This window comes from Stutzerimonas sp. FeSN7 (assembly GCF_030263795.1).
GTDB classification, from domain to species: Bacteria; Pseudomonadota; Gammaproteobacteria; order Pseudomonadales; family Pseudomonadaceae; genus Stutzerimonas; species Stutzerimonas stutzeri.
On sequence record NZ_JARPMN010000001.1, the window covers coordinates 4,247,742 to 4,266,884 of the forward strand.

The 19,143-nt window shown below is 66.1% G+C and carries 22 protein-coding genes; 11 read left to right on the forward strand and 11 right to left on the reverse strand.

All coding sequences use genetic code 11. The features are described from left to right. Positions 1 to 13: 13 nt before the first annotated feature. From tatB to P5703_RS20350, 4 genes are all read left to right on the forward strand, one after another. A complete protein-coding gene (gene tatB, locus P5703_RS20335) occupies positions 14 to 433 on the forward strand; it encodes a Sec-independent protein translocase protein TatB (protein WP_049340081.1) in 420 nt (139 codons plus the stop codon). Beyond that, positions 430 to 1,233, forward strand: coding sequence for a twin-arginine translocase subunit TatC (tatC, locus tag P5703_RS20340; protein ID WP_285589345.1), 804 nt, complete (start codon positions 430 to 432; stop codon positions 1,231 to 1,233). Before tatB ends, tatC begins: the two co-directional genes overlap by 4 nt. After that, on the forward strand, positions 1,230 to 1,937 hold the full coding sequence (locus P5703_RS20345) for a 16S rRNA (uracil(1498)-N(3))-methyltransferase (RefSeq protein ID WP_020306821.1): 708 nt from the start codon (positions 1,230 to 1,232) through the stop codon (positions 1,935 to 1,937). The genes tatC and P5703_RS20345 overlap by 4 nt, the downstream gene beginning before the upstream one ends. Positions 1,938 to 2,123: 186 nt before the next feature. Beyond that, entirely contained in the window at positions 2,124 to 2,543 is a 420-nt protein-coding gene (locus P5703_RS20350; RefSeq protein ID WP_279946966.1) for a UPF0158 family protein, read from the forward strand. A 3-nt stretch (positions 2,544 to 2,546) separates the two neighbouring features. Here the strand turns inward: P5703_RS20350 and dtd are convergent, their stop codons facing one another. Both dtd and pip read right to left on the reverse strand, forming a co-directional pair. Further along, the gene (gene dtd / locus P5703_RS20355) at positions 2,547 to 2,984 is read right to left on the reverse strand and encodes a D-aminoacyl-tRNA deacylase (RefSeq protein ID WP_048328325.1); all 438 of its coding nucleotides are present in this window, start codon (positions 2,982 to 2,984) and stop codon (positions 2,547 to 2,549) included. Beyond that, positions 2,981 to 3,955 carry a prolyl aminopeptidase gene (pip, locus tag P5703_RS20360; RefSeq protein ID WP_011911567.1) on the reverse strand — a complete coding sequence of 325 codons (975 nt, stop codon included), beginning with the start codon at positions 3,953 to 3,955 and terminating at the stop codon, positions 2,981 to 2,983. Before pip ends, dtd begins: the two co-directional genes overlap by 4 nt. 78 nt (positions 3,956 to 4,033) lie before the next feature. Here pip and P5703_RS20365 point away from each other — a divergent pair, with 78 nt between their 5' ends. Further along, the gene (locus P5703_RS20365) at positions 4,034 to 4,459 is read left to right on the forward strand and encodes a hypothetical protein (protein WP_011911566.1); all 426 of its coding nucleotides are present in this window, start codon (positions 4,034 to 4,036) and stop codon (positions 4,457 to 4,459) included. Positions 4,460 to 4,481: 22 nt separating this feature from the next. Here the strand turns inward: P5703_RS20365 and P5703_RS20370 are convergent, their stop codons facing one another. The 5 genes from P5703_RS20370 to P5703_RS20390 all read right to left on the reverse strand — a co-directional run bounded on the left by P5703_RS20370 (position 4,482) and on the right by P5703_RS20390 (position 9,627). Beyond that, entirely contained in the window at positions 4,482 to 5,015 is a 534-nt protein-coding gene (locus P5703_RS20370; RefSeq protein ID WP_011911565.1) for a lipocalin family protein, read from the reverse strand. Positions 5,016 to 5,040: 25 nt separating this feature from the next. Next, entirely contained in the window at positions 5,041 to 5,295 is a 255-nt protein-coding gene (gene bamE / locus P5703_RS20375; protein ID WP_011911564.1) for an outer membrane protein assembly factor BamE domain-containing protein, read from the reverse strand. Positions 5,296 to 5,376: 81 nt separating this feature from the next. Beyond that, positions 5,377 to 5,979, reverse strand: coding sequence for a DUF924 family protein (locus tag P5703_RS20380; protein WP_014595579.1), 603 nt, complete (start codon positions 5,977 to 5,979; stop codon positions 5,377 to 5,379). A gap of 3 nt (positions 5,980 to 5,982) precedes the next feature. Continuing rightward, a complete protein-coding gene (locus P5703_RS20385) occupies positions 5,983 to 6,993 on the reverse strand; it encodes a class 1 fructose-bisphosphatase (protein ID WP_285589356.1) in 1,011 nt (336 codons plus the stop codon). 183 nt (positions 6,994 to 7,176) lie between these two features. Beyond that, on the reverse strand, positions 7,177 to 9,627 hold the full coding sequence (locus P5703_RS20390) for a glycogen/starch/alpha-glucan phosphorylase (protein WP_017244758.1): 2,451 nt from the start codon (positions 9,625 to 9,627) through the stop codon (positions 7,177 to 7,179). A gap of 204 nt (positions 9,628 to 9,831) precedes the next feature. Between P5703_RS20390 and P5703_RS20395 the strand changes: the two genes are divergently transcribed. Further along, positions 9,832 to 10,233 carry a YkgJ family cysteine cluster protein gene (locus tag P5703_RS20395; protein WP_234492683.1) on the forward strand — a complete coding sequence of 134 codons (402 nt, stop codon included), beginning with the start codon at positions 9,832 to 9,834 and terminating at the stop codon, positions 10,231 to 10,233. 173 nt (positions 10,234 to 10,406) lie between these two features. Further along, on the forward strand, positions 10,407 to 10,859 hold the full coding sequence (locus P5703_RS20400; protein WP_013981477.1) for a thioesterase domain-containing protein: 453 nt from the start codon (positions 10,407 to 10,409) through the stop codon (positions 10,857 to 10,859). A gap of 58 nt (positions 10,860 to 10,917) precedes the next feature. Here the strand turns inward: P5703_RS20400 and cysQ are convergent, their stop codons facing one another. Then, positions 10,918 to 11,736 (reverse strand): 3'(2'),5'-bisphosphate nucleotidase CysQ, encoded by an 819-nt coding sequence (cysQ, locus tag P5703_RS20405; protein WP_053528059.1) that lies wholly within the window; start codon positions 11,734 to 11,736, stop codon positions 10,918 to 10,920. Continuing rightward, the gene (nudE, locus tag P5703_RS20410) at positions 11,733 to 12,299 is read right to left on the reverse strand and encodes an ADP compounds hydrolase NudE (RefSeq protein ID WP_011911556.1); all 567 of its coding nucleotides are present in this window, start codon (positions 12,297 to 12,299) and stop codon (positions 11,733 to 11,735) included. The genes cysQ and nudE overlap by 4 nt, the downstream gene beginning before the upstream one ends. Before the next feature lie 115 nt (positions 12,300 to 12,414). Here nudE and yrfG point away from each other — a divergent pair, with 115 nt between their 5' ends. From yrfG to P5703_RS20430, 4 genes are all read left to right on the forward strand, one after another. After that, a complete protein-coding gene (gene yrfG, locus P5703_RS20415; RefSeq protein WP_014595575.1) occupies positions 12,415 to 13,095 on the forward strand; it encodes a GMP/IMP nucleotidase in 681 nt (226 codons plus the stop codon). A 166-nt stretch (positions 13,096 to 13,261) separates the two neighbouring features. Further along, positions 13,262 to 15,817 (forward strand): PAS domain-containing protein, encoded by a 2,556-nt coding sequence (locus P5703_RS20420; RefSeq protein ID WP_234493049.1) that lies wholly within the window; start codon positions 13,262 to 13,264, stop codon positions 15,815 to 15,817. Positions 15,818 to 15,915: 98 nt separating this feature from the next. Continuing rightward, complete coding sequence (gene fdhD, locus P5703_RS20425) at positions 15,916 to 16,761, forward strand: formate dehydrogenase accessory sulfurtransferase FdhD (RefSeq protein WP_049325251.1); 846 nt, start codon at positions 15,916 to 15,918, stop codon at positions 16,759 to 16,761. 162 nt (positions 16,762 to 16,923) lie between these two features. Next, positions 16,924 to 17,388, forward strand: a complete 465-nt coding sequence (locus tag P5703_RS20430; RefSeq protein WP_017244755.1) for a YMGG-like glycine zipper-containing protein — start codon at positions 16,924 to 16,926, stop codon at positions 17,386 to 17,388. Positions 17,389 to 17,489: 101 nt separating this feature from the next. Here the strand turns inward: P5703_RS20430 and P5703_RS20435 are convergent, their stop codons facing one another. Together P5703_RS20435 and P5703_RS20440 are read right to left on the reverse strand one after the other, a co-directional pair. Further along, entirely contained in the window at positions 17,490 to 17,921 is a 432-nt protein-coding gene (locus tag P5703_RS20435; protein WP_234493050.1) for an acyl-CoA thioesterase, read from the reverse strand. A 38-nt stretch (positions 17,922 to 17,959) separates the two neighbouring features. After that, positions 17,960 to 19,123 carry an iron-containing alcohol dehydrogenase gene (locus P5703_RS20440; RefSeq protein WP_234493051.1) on the reverse strand — a complete coding sequence of 388 codons (1,164 nt, stop codon included), beginning with the start codon at positions 19,121 to 19,123 and terminating at the stop codon, positions 17,960 to 17,962. Positions 19,124 to 19,143 lie beyond the last annotated feature (20 nt).

The window sequence follows — 19,143 nt, forward strand, 5'->3', positions numbered from 1 at the left end:
TGAGCACGTCCTGATGTTCGATATCGGTTTCACCGAACTGCTACTGGTCGGCCTGGTGGCGCTGATGGTGCTAGGCCCGGAGCGCCTGCCGGGTGCGGTGCGGACCACCGGGCTTTGGGTTGGCCGGCTGAAGCGCAGCTTCAGCAACATCAAGGCCGAAGTGGAGCGCGAAATCGGCGCCGACGAGATCCGCCGGCAGTTGCACAACGAGCGCATCCTCGACCTGGAGCGGGAGATGAAGCAGAGCATCATGCCGCCGCCCGCCAGCAACCCGGCCGCCACGCCGCCGTCGACCCCCAGCGAGGGCGCCGGCCAGCCCGCGAATGCCGCGAGCAGCAGTCCCGGCGATACGGTGACGCCCGCTGCGAACCCGCCCGCGCCGAGCAACGAGACCGCTCAGCCCCTTCGCTCCGACAGACCATCCGAACCATGAGCAAGCCTTCCATCGACGACCAGGAAATGCCGCTGGTCGCGCACCTGACCGAGCTGCGCAAGCGCCTGCTGCGCTGCGTGGTGGCCATCGCCCTGCTCTTCGCCGGGCTTTTCTACTTCTCGCAACAGATCTACGCGCTGGTCGCCGCGCCGCTGCGGGCCTACCTGCCCGAAGGCGCGACGATGATCGCCACCGGCGTCGCTTCGCCGTTCCTGACGCCATTCAAGCTGACCCTGATGGTCGCGCTGTTTCTCTCGATGCCGATCATCCTGCACCAGATCTGGGGGTTCATCGCACCCGGCCTGTACAAGCACGAGAAACGCATCGCCGTGCCGCTGCTGGTGTCGAGCATCTTCCTGTTCTACGCCGGCATGGCCTTCGCCTATTTCGTGGTGTTCCCGATCATGTTCGGCTTCTTCGCCAGCGTGACGCCCGAAGGCGTGTCGATGATGACCGATATCGGCCAGTACCTGGATTTCGTCCTCACGCTGTTCTTCGCCTTTGGCGTGGCCTTCGAAATCCCGGTGGCGACCTTCCTGCTGATCTGGGTCGGCATCGTCGACGTTGCCACCCTGCGCAAGAGCCGCCCCTATGTCATCGTTGGCTGCTTTGCCGTCGGCATGGTGCTGACGCCGCCGGATGTGTTCTCACAGTCGCTGCTGGCCGTGCCCATGTGGTTGCTGTTCGAAGCCGGCGTGATCTGCGGCAGCGTGATCCGAAAGCGCGAGGAGCATTTCCGCGGCGATGCCGAGGATGACGTCCCGCCATCCGGCGACCAGCCGCCCGCACCACGCCCGTGAACCTGCTGCTGCTCGAGGAAGGCGACTTCGTCGCCGCCGACCGGGTACGGCTGCGCGACCGCCGCCTGACCTACATGCGCGACGTGCACCGCGTCGAAGTCAATGAGAGCCTCAGGGTCGGCCGGCTCGGCGGCCAGATGGGCAGCGGTCGGCTGCTGCGCCTGGACGCCACCGAGGCCGAGCTGCAGGTGAGCTTCGACCAGCCGCCGCCGGCCAAGCTGCCGGTGACCCTGCTGCTGGCACTGCCACGACCGAAGATGCTGCGCCGGGTGCTGCAGACCGTCGCTGCCATGGGCGTGCCACGACTGGTCCTGCTCAACAGCTACCGGGTGGAAAAGAGCTTCTGGCAGACGCCCTTCCTCGAACCGGCCGCCATCCGTGGACAGCTGATCCTCGGCCTCGAACAGGCGCGCGATACCGTGCTGCCCGAGGTCATCATCGAAAAGCGCTTCAAGCCCTTCGTCGAGGACCGTCTGCCGCAGCTCGCGGCAGGTACCTGCGGGCTGGTCGGTCATCCCGGCGATTTCCCGGCCTGCCCACGCGCGGTCGGGGGGTCGGTCACCCTGGCGATCGGTCCGGAAGGCGGCTGGATTCCCTACGAGGTGGAGAAATTCACCGCCGCCGGGCTGCAACCGGTGCAGCTGGGCGAACGCATTCTGCGCGTGGAGACGGCGGTCAGCGCCCTGCTGGCCAGGTTGTTCTAGCGCTGCCTGGAGGCGGCGCGGCGCTGCACCCGCGACGGGCGCGACGACCGACGCAGACGGCACTCCGATGAACGTAGCGCACCCACCCGGTGCGAGAGAGTCAGAGATTGGGACTGCTCACGCTTCGACGCATCTGCGCCGCGGCCTAGACATTTCAACGAATCCCTAAAAAGAGCCGTTCTTGCCATGCGACCACTGACCATCGACATGCACCGTCTGGAATATGCTCTGGACGGACGCGACATCGCCGAGTACTACCTGGATCTGGAAAGCGGCGAAATTCGCGCGATCTTTCCCGGTGATCCTCCTCCCGGGGCCATGGAGAAGTATGGCGTCAAGGAGGACCGCTACCTGCACATCGAACCACTGGATCTCGCGCAATCGATCGCCATGCGTGAGGCCTTCCTGTTCACCCAGCACGATCCCATCGCCCATGCGGTGCTCAGCAATGCGCTCAAGGGGCGCAAGCCGCTACGCACCTTCGATTTCAAGCTGGAGGACTTCCCCGACGTCAGGGAGGCCTGGCTGCGCTACCAGACCGTACAGCTACGCGAATACGCCATCACCTGGTTGCGCGACAACGATCTGGAGCCGGTCCGCCACTGACACTCAGCTTTCGAGGAGGAATGTCACCGGCCCGTCGTTGACGAGGTGCACCTGCATCTCGGCGCCGAAACGCCCACAGGCCACCTCTGGATGCTGGTCGCGGGCACGCGCCAGCAGGTAGTCGTACAGCGCCTCGCCGTGGGCAGGCGGCGCTGCACTGGAGAAGCTCGGGCGCAGGCCGCTGCGGGTGTCCGCGGCAAGGGTGAACTGCGACACCAGCAGCAGGCCGCCGCCGATGTCCTTCAGCGACCGGTTCATCTTGCCCTGCTCGTCGCCGAACACCCGGTAGTTGAGCAGCTTGTGCAGCAGCTTGTCGGCGCGCGCCTGATCGTCTTCGCGCTCGACACCGACCAGCACCAGCAAACCCTGATCGATGGCACCGACTGTCTCGCCGGCCACCTCGACCCGCGCGTGGCGGACCCGCTGGATCAGCCCCTTCATTCGGCATCCGCCGGCGGCAGGTCGAGCAGGCGGTGGGCGATCTCGCCGGTCGCGCGGACCAGCGCATCGGCGATGCCCACCTCCGCAGCCGAGTGTCCGGCATCGCGAATGATCTGCAGCTCACTGTTGGGCCAGGCCTGGTGCAGCGCCCAGGCATTGTCCAGTGGGCAGATGGCATCGTAGCGACCATGCACGATGATCCCTGGCAGATGAGCGATCTTCGGCATGTCGCGCAGCAACTGGTCGGGTTCGAGAAAGGCCTGGTTGACGAAGTAATGGCACTCGATGCGCGCCATCGACAATGCCCGGTGCGGATCGGCGAAACGCTCGACGACGTTGGGATTGGGTCGCAGGGTCGCCGTGCGGCCTTCCCAGCATGACCAGGCCTTGGCCGCATGCATCTGGGCGATCTGGTCGCTGCCGGTGAGCCGGCGGTAGAACGCCTGCATCAGATCGTCGCGCTCCTCGGGCGGAATCGGCGCGACGAAGTCCTGCCAGTAATCCGGGAACAGCCGGCTGGCGCCTTCCTGATAGAACCAGGACAGGTCTTCCGGCCTGCAGAGGAAGATGCCACGCAGGATCAGCGCGTGCACGTGCTCGGGAAAGGCCTGGGCATAGGCCAGTGACAGCGTCGAACCCCAGGAGCCGCCGAACAGCACCCATTTGTCGATGCCCAGATGCTCGCGGATGCGCTGCATGTCGGCGATCAGGTGCGCGGTGGTGTTGTTCTCCAGGCTGGCATGCGGCGTCGAGCGACCGCAGCCCCGCTGGTCGAAGGTGATGATGCGATAGAGGCTCGGATCGAAGAAGCGCCGGCTGATGGCATCGCAGCCACCGCCAGGGCCGCCATGCACGAACAGCACGGGCAGGCCATCCGGCGATCCACTCTCGTCGACGTAGAGCACATGCGGTTCTTCCACCGCCAGCTCGTGCCGGGCGTAGGGTTTGATCTCCGGATACAAGGTCTGCATGGCACACTCCTGATCTGCGGCGGGCCGGCCGGCCCGCATGACGTTTGCGGCATCATAGCGAGGTTCGGGGAGTTGAGCATGTCAGCATGGAAAATAGCGGCGCTGGCGGTATTGCTGGCACTTGTCGGCTGCGGTCGGGACGATCCGCAGGCGGCGTTGCAGCAGGCGGCAGAGCAGCTGCAGGCGAGCCTGGAAAGCAAGCAGACCGGAGAGCTGATGGCACTGCTGCACGCCGATTTCCAGGCCCAGCAGCAGTACGATCGCGACTGGGCCCGGCGCACGGCGACGCTGATGTTCATGCGCCATCGCAACGTCCGGGTGATCGCCCTGAGCCAGCGCAGCTGGATCGATGCAACCTACCCGGACCGCGGTCATACCGAAGCGCAGGTCGCGCTGACCGGTGCCGAGGCCCTGCTGCCGCAGCAGGCCGGGCACTATCAGGTCAGGCTGGAGTGGCGACAGGAGAACGGCAGCTGGCAACTGGCGCGTCTGCAGTGGCAGTGAGCAGCGCCGGTTGCAGGCCACCTCACTGGCGCCAGATCAGCTCAGAGGTGTCGTAGCCTCTGCGTTCGGCCTCGCTGAGCAGACGGGCGCGCGTCGCCTGGTCGACCTCGGCATCGCGGGCCAGCAGCCAGAGATATTTGCGGTCGGGGCTGCCGACCAGGGCGGTGCTGTACCCTTCATCCAGGTAGAGCACCCAGTAATGCCCCTTGGTCAGATCCGGGAACAGACGGCCAAACCAGTTATCGAAGCGCACCCACAGCCGATCGGTGCGACCGGCCTGCTGCGGTACCGCCTCGCCCTTGGCTTCCTGCCATTGGCCATCTTCCGTCTCGCAGCGATTGGTGACCGCTACCTTGCCGTTGGCCTGCAGCTGGTAATGCGCTTCGGAACGCAGGCAGTCGCGCTGGAAGAACATCGGCAGGCGCGCCAGCTCGTACCAGGTGCCCTGGTAGCGCGCCAGATCCACCTCGCCCACGGTTTCCGGCGGCCGCTCACGCCCGCCTCCCACACAGCCGCTCAACAGGATCAGGCACAGCAGGGCGACACTCGCACGCATGGGAATCTCCAGACGGTTTCGGCGTTTACTTCAGCCCCTTGCCGGAAAACATCATCACCTTGTCGCCGGCGAACTGGACGCTGATGAAGCGGTTCTTCTCACCCCAGGTACAGCTGGACATGCCCAGCGCACCGGCGCATTCCGAAGGCTTGCCCAAGAGCTTCTCCACTTCCACCCGTTCCATGCCGGGCTTGAGCTTGGCGAAGTTCTCCTGGGTGATCGGGCTGCAGGCGGCCAGCAGAACCGTGCAGGCGATCAACAATGGGGTACGCAATGACATATCGAGCTCCTTGCTTCTTTTTAAGTTCAGCGCTGCAGAGCGGGGTTCTGCGGCGCCAGCCCAACGACGGCGGCGGCGGGGCTAGAACGACGAACCTGGCTGCTGCAGGAACGATTGTTCGGCATCGCTGCTGTCGCGTCCGAGAATGGCGTTGCGATGCGGGAAGCGCCCGAAGCGGGAGATGACCTCCCGATGGCGTTCGGCATAGTCGAGGAAGTCGCGGAACAGCGCCTGTTCGTGCTCGGCGGCAATGTCGCGCAGGGCGGTGAAGTGCGCCACTGCCAGATCCTGCACCGCCAGGTTCTCCGCGTGTTCGAGCACCAGATAGATGAATACGCGCTGGATCGGCGAGAGCAGCATGTCGCCGCCATGGGCAAGACCATCGCGAACCAGCTGCTGTGCGCGCTCATCGCCGGCGAAGGCCCGCGGGGTGTCGCGATGGATCATCCGGGGCAGCTGGTCAAGCAGCAGCACCAGGGCCAGCCAGCCCTCGGGCAGTTCGGCCCAGTCCTGCAGGTCGCCGTTCAGCGCCTGCTCGACCAGCGCGCCGAAGCGCTCGCGCGCCTCGGCATCCTGTTGTGGACGGTAGCCGAACCAGAGCCGCTGTTTTTCAGCCGCGATCTCGGTTGCGCTGGTGCCCTGGCCGAACCACCAGTGGAGCAAGTCCTGCCAGGGCGCCTGCACCGGTCAGCCCTGGTGGTAGCCGGTGACGCGCTCGACTTCTTCCTTCGAGCCGAGGAACACCGGCACGCGCTGGTGCAGCGATTGCGGCTGGATCTCGAGGATACGCTGGGTACCGGTGGTGGCGGCACCGCCGGCCTGCTCGATGATCATCGACATCGGGTTGGCTTCATACATCAGGCGCAGCTTGCCGGCCTTGTCCGGCTCGCGGGCGTCACGCGGGTACATGAAGATGCCGCCGCGGGTGAGGATGCGGTGCACGTCGGCGACCATCGAGGCAATCCAGCGCATGTTGTAGTTCTTGCCCAGCGGGCCTTCCTTGCCGGCGAGCAACTCGCCGACGTAGCGCTGCACCGGGGCTTCCCAGTGGCGCTGATTGGACATGTTGATGGCGAATTCGGCAGTGCTCTGCGGCACGCAGAGGTTCTCGTGGGTGAGCACGAAGCTGCCCAGCTCGCGATCGAGGGTAAAGCCCATCACGCCGTGGCCAAGGGTAAGCACCAGCATGGTCTGCGGGCCGTAGATGGCGTAACCGGCGGCGACCTGCTTGGTGCCCGGCTGCAGGAAGGCTTCCTCGCCGAGGGCGTCGTTCTGGCTGAAGCAGGCATCCGGGCAGCGCAGCACCGAGAAGATGGTGCCGACCGAGACGTTCACGTCGATGTTGCTGGAGCCGTCCAGCGGGTCGAAGACCAGCAGATAGGCGCCCTTCGGGTATTTGCCGGGAATCTGGTAAGCGTTGTCCATTTCCTCGGAAGCCATGCCGGCCAGGTGGCCGCCCCACTCGTTGGCTTCCAGCAGGATTTCGTTGGAGAGCACGTCGAGCTTTTTCTGCACTTCGCCCTGCACGTTCTCGCTGCCGGCGCTGCCCAGCACGCCGCCCAGCGCGCCCTTGGAAACCTGGTGGCTGATCGCCTTGCACGCGCGCGCCACGACCTCGATGAGAAAGCGCAGATCCGCCGGGGTGTTGTTGCTGCGAGTCTGCTCGATGAGGAAGCGACTGAGGGTTACGCGTGACATGGAAATGGCTCCGGAGGAAGGATAAACCCGCGCAGTTTAGCAGGCCGTAGGAAAACTAACTCCCCTCAGACCGGTCGGCCCCCCGCAGAGTTCAGCGCAGCGGCGAGCAGATTGCCAGCACGAGCGCGTCACCCCGCAGGTTCTGGCTGACCGCCGGCGGAAAAGCGCCGACAGGCCAGCCACTTACATCACTTTCCAGATCTCCCGGGCGTATTCGCGGATGGTGCGATCGGAGGAGAACCAACCCGTGCGCGCGGTATTGAGCACCGACGAGCGCCACCAGCGGGCCGGGTCGCGCCAGCGCTCTTCGACCTCCAGCTGGGCCTGCCAGTAGGCCTCGAAGTCGGCGCAGACCATGAAGGTATCGTGCCAGCTGATACCGTCCACCAGGCCGACGTAGCGACCCGGATCGCCCGGTGAGAAACCGCCGCCGCGGATCGCCGACAGCACTTCGCTGAGACGATGCGACCCCGCGATGATGGCCTCGGCGTTGTACTCGTTGCCCTGCTTGCGCGCATTCACCTCCTGCGCGGTAAGGCCGAAGATGAACATGTGTTCCAGGCCGATCTGTTCGCTCATTTCCACGTTGGCGCCGTCCAGGGTGCCGATGGTCAGTGCGCCGTTGAGGGCAAACTTCATGTTGCTGGTGCCGGAGGCTTCGAGCCCGGCGGTGGAGATCTGCTCGGACAAGTCGGCCGCGGGAATGATGTCCTCGGCCAGGCTGACGTTGTAGTTGGGCAGGAACACCACCTTGAGCAGCCCGCGCACGGTCGGGTCGGCGTTGATGGTATTGGCGATGTCGTTGGTCAGCTTGATGATCAGCTTGGCCTGGTGATAGCTGGCCGCCGCCTTGCCGGCGAAGATCTTCACCCGTGGCACCCAGTTGCCACCCGGATCGGAACGGATGGCCTGGTACAGCGCCACGGTGTGCAGCAGGTTGAGCAGCTGGCGCTTGTACTCGTGGATACGTTTGACATGCACGTCGAACAGCGCGGTCGGATCGACACTGATGCCCAACCGCTCCTGGATCACATTGGCCAGATGGCGCTTGTTGGCCAGCCGTTGTTCGGCGAAGCGCTGGCGGAAGGCCGCCTGTTCGGCATAGGGCTCGAGCTGGCGCAGGCGGGTTTCCGGCTCGTCGAGGACTTCCTCACCGAGATGCTCCACCAGCAACTGGGTCAGCTGCGGATTGGCCTGATAGAGCCAGCGGCGGAAGGTGATGCCATTGGTCTTGCTGTTGATGCGCTGCGGATAGAGGCGATGCAGGTCGGTGAACACGGTCTTGCGCATCAGCTGAGTGTGCAGCCCCGACACACCGTTGGTGCTGTGCGAACCGAGGAAGGCCAGGTTGCCCATGCGTACCCGGCGGCCATGGTCCTCCTCGATCAGCGATACCGAACGCAGCAGCTCGGCGTCGTGGATGCCGCGCTCGCGCAGGTTGTCCAGATGGTAGGCGTTGATCAGGTAGATGATCTGCATGTGCCGCGGCAGCAGCCGCTCCATCAGCCCCACCGGCCAGGTCTCCAGCGCCTCGGGCAGCAGGGTGTGGTTGGTGTAGGACAGGGTAGCGGTGGTCAGCCTCCAGGCGTGCTGCCATTCGTAGCTGTGCACATCGACCAGCAGCCGCATCAGCTCGGCCACGGCGATGGCCGGGTGGGTATCGTTGAGCTGAATCGAGGTGTACTCGGGCAGGCTGTCCAGCGAGCCGCGCTGCTTGAGATGGCGGCGCAGCAGGTCCTGCAGCGAGGCGGCGACGAAGAAGTACTCCTGGCGCAGACGCAGCTCCTGCCCCGCCTCGGTGCTGTCGGCCGGATAGAGCACCCGCGAGATGCTCTCGGCACGCGCCTCCTCCGCCGCGGCGCCGATGTGATCGCCAGCGTTGAAGCGCGCCAGGTGGAAGTCCGCTTCCGGCCGCGCGCGCCACAGGCGCAGCGTGTTCACCCCGGCACCGCGCCAGCCGACGATGGGCGTGTCATAGGCGATCGCGCGCACGCCTTCGGCCCAGTGCCAGAAATGCTGAACCTCACCCTGCTCGTTGGTGGTCGCCGTGACACTGCCGCCGAAGCCGATCAGGTACTTGACCTCGGAGCGCTCGAACTCCCAGGGGTTGCCGAAATCCAGCCAGGTCTCGGTCTGTTCGTGCTGCCAGCCATCGACGATCGCCTGGCGGAACAGGCCATGGTCATAACGGATGCCGTAGCCATGGGACACCACGCCAAGGGTGGCCATGCTTTCCATGAAGCAGGCCGCGAGCCGCCCGAGGCCGCCATTGCCGAGCGCCGCGTCCGGCTCCAGCAGGCGGATGCGATCGATGTCCACGTCCAGTCCGGCCAGCGCCTCCCGCGCCACCTCGAACAGGCCCAGGTTGCTCAGGCTGTCCACCAGCAGACGGCCGATCAGGAACTCCAGGGAAAGGTAGTAGACCCGCTTCTGCCCGCCGGTATAGGCCTCGCGCGTGCAATCCATCCAGCGATCGATGGTGCTGTCGCGGGTCGCCAGGGCGACCGCATGGAACCAGTCATAGTCGGAGGCGTTCTCCGGATCCTTGCCCACCGAGTAGGTGAGCTTGCGCAAAACCCGCTCACGGAAAGCGGCGACTTCTTGGGCAGTGGCGTTGGCTGATTCCTGCGTCATGGACAGACCTCGGTTAGCGAAGACACACAAGAGGGACTCGCGGCAGCCGCGCCCGTTCACCTCCGTTCGGCGTTCCTGAAAAAGGGTTGCAGGTTTCCTTTACATCTGCGCTACCGCCTGTCCGGTGGCCGGCGCCGGAAGGCACTGGCAATTGGCGCGCGAGCCGCTATGATCCGCGCGCCCAACCGCACCTGAAGACATCCCGTGAAGACAAGACTGATCGCCTCCGCCGACCCGGAACGCCTGGAAACCTGGGTACGCTACAGCGCCGGCCTGTGCCGTGACTGCCACGCGACCTGCTGCACCCTGCCGGTGGAGGTGCGCATCGACGACCTGATCCGCCTGGAACTGGTCGATGCCTTCGAGCGCGACGAGCCGGCGAAGAACATCGCCAAGCGCCTGAGCAAGGCGGGCATCGTCGAGCACTTCAATCACAAGCACGAAATGTTCACGCTGACGCGCCTGACCAATGGCGACTGCCTCTATCTGGACCGCAAGACGCGCCTCTGCACGGTCTATGCCAAGCGGCCGGACACCTGCCGCAACCATCCGCGCATCGGGCCACGCCCCGGCTACTGCGCCTATCGCAGCAAGAGCGGTGGCTGAGCGGCGCACCAGCGAACGCCGCCGACAGCGCGCCGGGCACCGATCCGGAACACCGCCGCACAGCGACCTCTACCGGGCCGGGCAAATGCCGTGAACGGACTGGCCAAACCGTGACTCAGGAGTCATGCTTGGCGTCTGTCTGTATCTTCGTAACATTTAGGAACCTGCCCGGCATGAGCCGCGATAGCCGCTACCTGGAAGCCATCCTTCACCACGACATTCCGCTGACCCGCTCGCTCGGGTTGCGTGTCGAGCAGTGGGAAAACCACGAGCTGCGCCTGCAGGTCCCGCTGCAGCCGAACATCAACCACAAGAGCAGCATGTTCGGCGGCAGCCTCTACTGCGCCGCCGTACTGGCAGGCTGGGGCTGGCTGCATCTGCGCCTGCGCGAAGCCGGCATCGAAGACGGCCACATCGTCATCCACGAAGGCAAGATCGAATACCCGCTGCCGGTGGTCGACGACGCCATGGCCATCTGTTCGGCACCGAGCCCCGAGGCCTGGGAACGTTTCGAGTCGATCTACCGCCGGCGCGGGCGCTCGCGCCTCGAGCTGCACAGCCGCATCCTCGCCTCCGACGGTCGCGACGCCGTGCGCTTCACCGGGCAGTTCGTGCTGCACAAGTAACTGCTCGGCTGCGCCCGAGCGGCGCAGCCCTGCTTATCCTGCCTCGGGCGTAGCGCGGTCAGCTGCGGTTGGCCAGCTCGATCAGCAGCTCGCGCCAGTCCACGCCGGCCGGAAGCGCCAGGAACGATGGATTGAGATACGTCTCCCGCGCCTCGTAGCGTAGCGGCGCACCTGCCACCTCCAGCACCTCGCCACCGGCACCTTCCAGCACCCCCTGTGCCGCCGCTGTGTCCCATTGCGACGTCGGCGCCAGCCGCGGATAGCAGTCCGCCGAGCCCTCGGCGAGCAGACAGAACTTCAGCGAGCTGCCGACATTGGCCAGCGCCAGCTCACCAAAGCGTCCGCGCAGGCTGTCCAGCAGCCGCTCCTGCGCCGGGCTGCTGTGGCGCCGGCTGGCCACCACGGTAAATCTCCCGGCGGGATGCGGCCGCACGCGCAAGGGCTGCGTCGCGCCATCGGCCTCGCTGCGCCAGGCGCCGAAATCCTTGCCGCCGTAATAGCAGCGCCCGGACGCCGGAATGCCAACCACACCGAAGCGAACCTCGCCCTGCTCGATCAGCGCCACGTTGACGGTGAATTCCTCGCTGCCGGCGATGAATTCCTTGGTGCCGTCCAGCGGGTCGACCAGCCACCAGCGCGTCCAGCCGGCGCGCTCGGCCAGCGGCACCGCGCAATCTTCTTCGGAAAGCACCGGGATGCTGCCGTCCAAGGCCTGCAGGCCGTCCAGCAACACATGATGAGCCGCCATGTCCGCCGCCGTCACCGGCGAGGCATCGGCCTTGGCCTGCACCTCCAGTTCGCTGCGCCAGTGCGGCAGGATCGCCTCGCCAGCCTGACGCACCAGATCGATCACTGCCGACAGGTAGGGATGACTCATTGGCCGAACTCCCCACGCTGGGTGAGAAGATCCCGCGCCAGATACAGCGCGGCCAGCGCGCGCCCCTCGCTGAACTGCGGATGCTGCACCAGGCTCGACAGCTCATGCAGGCTGACCTGCTCCAGGCGCATCGGCTCCGGCTCGTCGCCGGGCAGCTGCTCCGGGTAGAGATCGCGCGCCAGTACCACCTGGATCTTCTGGCTCATGTAGCCGGGCGACAGCGACAGCTCGGTGAGCAGCTCCAGACGCCGGGCGCCGAAACCGGCCTCCTCCTTCAGCTCGCGGTTGGCCGCTTCCAGCACATCCTCGCCCGGCTCGATCAGCCCCTTGGGCAGCGACAGCTCGTAGCTGTCGGTACCGCCGCAGTACTCCTCGACCAGCAGCGCATTCTCGGCGTCGGCCAGCGCCACGATCATCACCGCTCCGTAGCCGCTGCCCTTGCCGACCAGGCGCTCGTAGGTGCGTTCCACACCGTTGGAGAAGCGCAACTGCAATTCCTCGACGCGGAACAGGCGGCTGCTGGCGACGATTTCACGGGCGAGCACGGTGGGTTTCTGGCGCATGGGGAACTCCTGGAAACGCGAGCGGCTATCATAACCCGTGTTCCTGCACTGGCCGTGAGCGCTTTGCGACCAGCTGAACGCCCTGCCCGCCCTCACTAGGTCACTTGAGCCGCCCATGATCGCCACCCTGCCCTGGCCCGACATCGATACCGTCCTGCTCGACATGGACGGCACCCTGCTGGATCTCCACTTCGACAATCACTTCTGGCTCGAGCTGCTGCCGCAGCGCTACGCCGAACTGCACGGCATCAGCCGCGCCATGGCCGAACTGGAGCTCGCGCCGCTGTTCAACGAACACGTCGGCAAGCTCACCTGGTATTGCCTGGACTACTGGACACGCGAACTGAACCTGCCGATCCGCGAGATGAAGCGTGAGATAGCCGAGTTGATCGCCCTCAGACCCAGCGCCGACGAGTTCCTCTCGGCGCTGCGCCAGGCTGGCAAGCGCGTGGTGCTGATCACCAACGCCCACCGCGACTCGTTGTCGCTCAAGCTGGAGAAGATCGAACTGGCGCCCTGGTTCGATCGCCTGATCAGCTCCCACGACTATGGCTATCCGAAGGAGGCGGCGCAGTTCTGGTACGCGCTGCGCCAGGATCTGGCGTTCGACCCATCTCGTACGCTGTTCATCGACGATAGCCTGCCGATCCTGCGCAGTGCCCGGCATTTCGGCGTTGCCCATCTGCTCGCGGTGCGTGAGCCTGACAGCCGACGCGCGCCCAAGGACACCGAGGAATTCGTCGCCGTCGATGACTACCGCGAGCTGATCGCCAGCCTGCACGGCAATCAGGCGTGACGTCCGGCGCTGCCGCCGGGCAGCGGGAAGCTTTACACTACGCAACGGTTACCGTCGGCGGGAACCGGCTCAGGAAGAGCGCGGGCCGACACGCATCGAAACGCGACCCGCAGGCACTGCATGCCTGTATTCGTAGTTCAGCCACGGATGATCGATAGGAAGCAACATGGCAGTAGGCGCGGAGCTCTGGCCCCAGAGTCACAGCGAAATGAGCGAGCGGATCCGCCGGCACGACTGGGGCGTGACCGTGCTCGGCGTGCCCGACAGCTGGCCGGCGGCCCTGCGGCTGCTGCTCGAGACCGTCCTCGAGGCGCCCGTGCCCATGTGCATCCTCTGGGGCGAGCAGGCACTGCAGCTCTACAACGATGCACACGCCGCACTGATCGGTGATCGTCATCCTGCCGAACTCGGCCAGCCTGCCTGTCGTCGCTGGGGTGCCACCTGGGAGCTGCTGAACCCCGCTTGCGATGCGGCCCGGCGAGGCGAGCCGAGACTGCTGCGCAACCAGCACGTGGCGATCGAGCGCGGCGGCGCCGCGGAAGATGCCTGGTTCGACCTTGCCCTGAGCCCCATCCGCAACGCACCGCACGGCATCGGCGGGCTGCTGCTCTGTCTCAGCGAAACCAGCGAGCGTGTGCGCACCGAAACCCGCCTGTCGCAGACCGCCCTGCACTACAAGCTCAGCGCCGAGGTGCACCGGGCGAGCGAGCAGCGCCTGCAGCTGGCGCTCGAGGCCAGCGACCTGATAGGCATCTGGGATTGGGCCCTCGGCAGCGAGGGGATTCCGCCCGGCGCCGAGCTGTCGCGCATCCTCCCGGTGGAGCAATCGGGCCCCAAGGGCCTGAGCAGCGAGGCCTTCTTCGATCATGTCCATCCCCAGGACGCGCCCCGGCTGCGTGCCGCGCTGGAACGCTGCATCGCCGAGCGCGGCGCCCTCGACCAGCGTTATCGACTGCAGCTGCCCAATGGCGAGACACGCTGGGCCCTGGCGCGCGGCCGCTGTCACTGCGACGAGCAGGGCCGCCCGCTGCGCTTTCCCGGCGCGGTGATGGACATCAGCCGCCAGCAGGCCAGCGAAGATGCGCTGCGCCAGAGCGAAGCGGAACTGAAGATGATCACCGACGCCCTGCCGGTGCTGATCGGCTACCTCGACCACAAGGAGCGCTTCCGCTTCAACAATCGCTACTACACCGAGTGGTTCGGCTATCCGACCCAGTGGCTGCTCGACAAGACCGCCCGCGAGGTGCTGGGCGAGCAAGGCTATGCCGAACGCGAGCAAAGCATTCGTGCCGCACTGGCCGGCCAGCAGGTGGTGTTCGAAGCCTACAGCCCGCACCGCGACGGCCAGGCCCGTCGGATGCTGGTGCACTATCTGCCGCGCCGCGATGCACAGGGTGCCGTGCTCGGCTTCTTTGTCATGGCCCTGGACGTCACCGAGCGCTGGCGCGCCGAGCAGGCCCTGCGCGAGCTCAACGAGACGTTGGAAAGCCGCATCCAGGAGCGCACCCAGGCGCTGGCCGAAGTCTACGAGCGCCTGCTCAAGGAGATGGCCAGCCGCGAACAGGCGCAGGAAGCGCTACGCCAATCGCAGAAGATGGAAGCGGTGGGCCAGCTGACCGGCGGCATTGCCCACGACTTCAACAACATGCTGACCGGGATCATCGGTGGCCTGGACCTGATCCAGCGCTATATCCAGTCAGGCCGGCACGGCGAAACCCAGCGCTTCATCGATGCCGCGGTGACCTCGGCCAACCGCGCCGCGGCATTGACCCACCGCCTGCTCGCCTTCGCCCGGCGTCAGCCACTGAACCTCAAGCGCGTCGAACTCAATCAGCTGATCGAATCGATGCACGACCTGCTCAGCCGCACGCTGGGCCGCCATATCCAGATCCGCAACCAGCTGCAGGCCGGCCTGTGGCCGGTCTCCAGCGACGAGAACCAGCTGGAGAGCGCTCTGCTCAATCTGGTCATCAATGCCCGTGACGCGATGCCCGACGGCGGCACGCTGCTGCTGGAAACCCGCAACACCGAGCTGCGCCAGGGCGAGGTGGGCGACCTTGCCGCTGGCCGCTACGTCAGCCTTTGCCTGACCGATACTGGCTGCGGCATGAGCGCCAAGGTGCTGGCCAGCGTGTTCGAACCGTTCTTCACCACCAAGCCGATCGGCCAGGGCACCGGCCTCGGCCTGTCGATGGTCTACGGCTTCACCCGCCAGGCCGGCGGTCATATCCAGATCGCCAGCGAACCGGGTGTCGGCACGCAGGTCAGCCTGTACCTGCCGGTGTTCGACGAGCAGGACGCCGTTGCGGCACCGGCAGCGGAAACCGAGGGGCCGCTCCGGGCCCAGCAGGGGGAAACGGTGCTGGTGGTCGAGGACGATCCCGCGGTGCGGCTGCTGGTGATCGACGTGCTGCAGATGCTCGGCTACCAGACGCTGGAGGCGGCGGATGGCAATGCGGCGATCCGCATCCTGGAAAGTGCGACAGCGGTGGACATGCTGGTCACCGATGTCGGCCTGCCGGGAATGAACGGCCGCCAGCTCGCCGATGTGGCGCGCCAGCAGTACCCGGGTTTGCCGGTGCTGTTCATGACCGGCTACGCCAGGCAGGCCGCCAGCTCCGACTTCCTCGAGCCGGGCATGGACATGATCAGCAAGCCGTTCAACCTGGACGCTCTGGCCAAGCGGGTCAGCGACATGCTGATGGAGCGCGACCAACGGTGAATCGTCCGCGGCCGGCCGGGGTCATAACCCTATCCGCCGGCCGCCGCTGTCACAGGCGTCGACTGGCTCGGCATCCACCACACTGAACGAGCCTGCCGATGAATGCCCCGTCTCGCCTGACCGCCTCCTTCGCCGGCACGGCGCGCGCGCCATCCGGCGCCAGCCAGCGCTACTGCTACCAGCCCATCGACGAGGACGGATCGTGCTGCGTCGACCTCGCCGAAGAGTGCGCCCTGGCCATCGCCTACAACGGGCTCAGCCAGGCGGTGATGATGATCTCACCGGCCAACCTGGAAGATTTCGTGGTCGGCTTCAGCCTGGCCAACGGCTTCGTCGAGTCGCTGAGCGACATCTATGACATCCGCCTGCATGGGCGCGGCAATGCGCGACGTGCGGAAGTGGAGATTTCCAGCCGCGCGTTCTGGCGGCTGAAGCAGCAGCGCCGCCAACTGCCCGGCACCAGCAGCTGCGGCCTGTGCGGCGTCGAAGCGCTGGAGCAGGCGTTGCCGCAGCTGGCCCAGCTGCCGCCCTCGGCCCTGCCGCCTTCCCACTGGCTACTGGATCTGCGGCAACGCATCGGCGAGTTCCAGCCACTGGGTCGCGACTGCGGCGCGGTGCACGCCGCGCTGTTCATGGATGCCACCGGCGAGTTGCGTCTGGGCCGCGAGGACATCGGCCGACACAACGCGCTGGACAAGCTGATCGGCGCCATGGCGCGCGTCGGCTGCGAGCCCGCTGGCGGCCTGGCGATCGTCACCAGCCGCTGCAGCCTGGAGCTGGTGCACAAGGTTCAGCGCGCCGGCATCCCGACGCTGGTCAGCCTGTCCTCGCCCACAGGGCTCGCCGCACAATGGGCTCAACGGCACAATCTCAACCTGATCCACCTGCCACAGCACAGCCCGCCGCGGGTCTACAGCCCGGCCGCAGGTGACGGCTGCGCCTGACCCGCACAAGCGAGCTGAGACCTGCTTTTCAGGACCAGGTTCCAGCCAGAAATCAAAGAGTTAGCAAACAGGAACTGGGTCACGCATTTCATCGGGAAGCCCTTGCCGGAAGCGAAGCGGCACGTGAGGATCACGCCGCAATTCCTCATACGGGATCACACCATGAAGTACGCCTCGATTTTCCTGTTGTCCACCAGCCTGCTCAGCGCCGCCGCCTTTGCCGGCAGCAACACCGAAGCCGCCGTTGGCGGTGCCCTCGGTGGCGCGCTCGGTTCCGTGGTGGGTGAGCATCTGGGTGGCTCGACTGGCGCGACCATCGGCGCCGGCGTCGGCGGTGCGGCAGGTGGCATGGTCGGCGCCGACAAGCGCAGCCGCACCGAAGCGGCCATCGGCGGTGGCCTGGGCGCGGCAGGTGGTAACGTCATCGGCCAGAAGGTCGGCGGCAGCACCGGCGGCCTGATTGGCGCGGCCGTTGGCGGCGGTGCCGGCGGCGCGATCGGCAACGCCTACGGCGACGATGACGACGACCGTTATCGGGGCGACCGCCGCTACCGGGATGATCGCCGCTACTACGGCCATCCAGGCAAAGCCAAAGGCCATTACAAGCACAAACACAAGCACCATTGAGTGCCGCAGACGGCACCGTTGCCGTCTCGTAGCAACCACCGGATCGCCCCAGCCGCTCCGGGCGATCTCGTTTACGGCTTCAGCTTTCCGCGCCGAGCGGATTAGCTCAAGGCCTCCAGCGCGGCGCGCAGGCGCCCGGGGATGGCAGTGGGACGATTGCTTGCGCGTTCGACGAAAACATGCACGAAGCGGCCCGCCGCGCAGGCCTCCTGCTCGCCCTCGCGGAAGATCGCCAGCTCGTACTGCACCGACGAGTTGCCCAACCTGGCCACCCGCAGACCTACCTCGATCAGGTCCGGATAGGTGATCGAGGCGAAGTAGTCGCAAGCCGAACTGACCACGAAGCCGACGATGTCGCCATCCTGGATATCCAGCCCGCCCTGCCGGATCAGATAGTTGTTCACCGCCGTGTCGAAAAACCCGTAATAGACGACGTTGTTCACATGACCGTAGATGTCATTGTCGTGCCAGCGCGTGGTGATGGGCTGAAAGTGCTTGTAGTCGCGGCGCAGGTGTTTGGGTTGCTCGGGCATGGTCGTTCTCGCGGTACGCAATGAAGAGGAAGACTGGCTCAGTAGGCAGCCTGATAGATCGCCAGCGCATCGGCCTCGCTGACCTCGCGCGGATTGTTGACCAGCAGCCGCTGCTGCAGCATCGCCTCCTTCGCCAGCTGCGGCAGCATGTCCTCCGGCACGCCGGCGTCGCGCAGGCGGGTCGGCAGGCCGACGCGGGCACTCATCTGCTCGAACTCCTCGATCAGCTGCTCGGCGTAGGTGGACGGATCATCCGTGCGCAGGCGCTCGCCGAGAATGATCGGTGCCAGTTCGCCGTAGTGCGTGGCCGCCGCGCTGACGTTGAAACGCAACACCTGCGGCAGCACCAGGGCGTTGGACAGGCCGTGGGGAATGTGGAAATTGCCTCCCAGCGGATAGGCCAGCGCGTGCACGGCAGCGACCGGCGCATTGGCGAACGCCTGTCCGGCCAGGCAGGCGCCCAGCAGCATGGCCTGGCGTGCCTCGCGGTTGCTGCCGTTGTGCACCGCCTCGTCCAGATTGCCCGCCAAGAGGCGCAGCGCCTCGCGGGCCAGCAGGTCGGACATGGGGTTCTTCTTCAGCGCGCTGGTGTAGGCCTCGATGGCATGCACCATGGCGTCGATGCCGGTGGCCGCGGTCACCGCCGGTGGCAGGCCGAGGGTGAGATCGGCGTCGAGCAACGCCAGGTCCGGCAGCAACAGGGGCGAGACCACGCCCATCTTGGTCGTCTCACCGGTGGTGATGATGGCGATCTGCGTGACTTCCGAGCCGGTGCCGGCGGTGGTCGGCACCTGGATCAGCGGCAGGCGCTGGCCCTTGGCGTTGCCGACACCATAGATATCCTGCAGCGACTGCGCGCAATCAGGATGGGCCAACAGCGCAACCAGCTTGGCCACGTCCATGGAGCTGCCGCCGCCGAAGCCGATGATCAGATCGACCCGGGACGCCCTGGCCTGCGCCACCGCCGCCAGGACGATGTGCTCGGGCGGGTCGGCAACGACCTGATCGTAAGCCGCGACCTGCAGGCCTTCCGTCTCGAAGCCCGGCAGGACTTCGTCGAGCAGGCCGAAACGGGTGATGCCCGGGTCGGTCACCACCAGCACCGAGCGCGCCCCACGCTCCTTGCAGAGGCTGGCCAGCCGGCGCGACGAGCCAGGCTCGCAGATCAATTGAGCGGTTGTGGCAAAGCTGAACGGATGCATCGGTGCCTCCAGTGATCAAT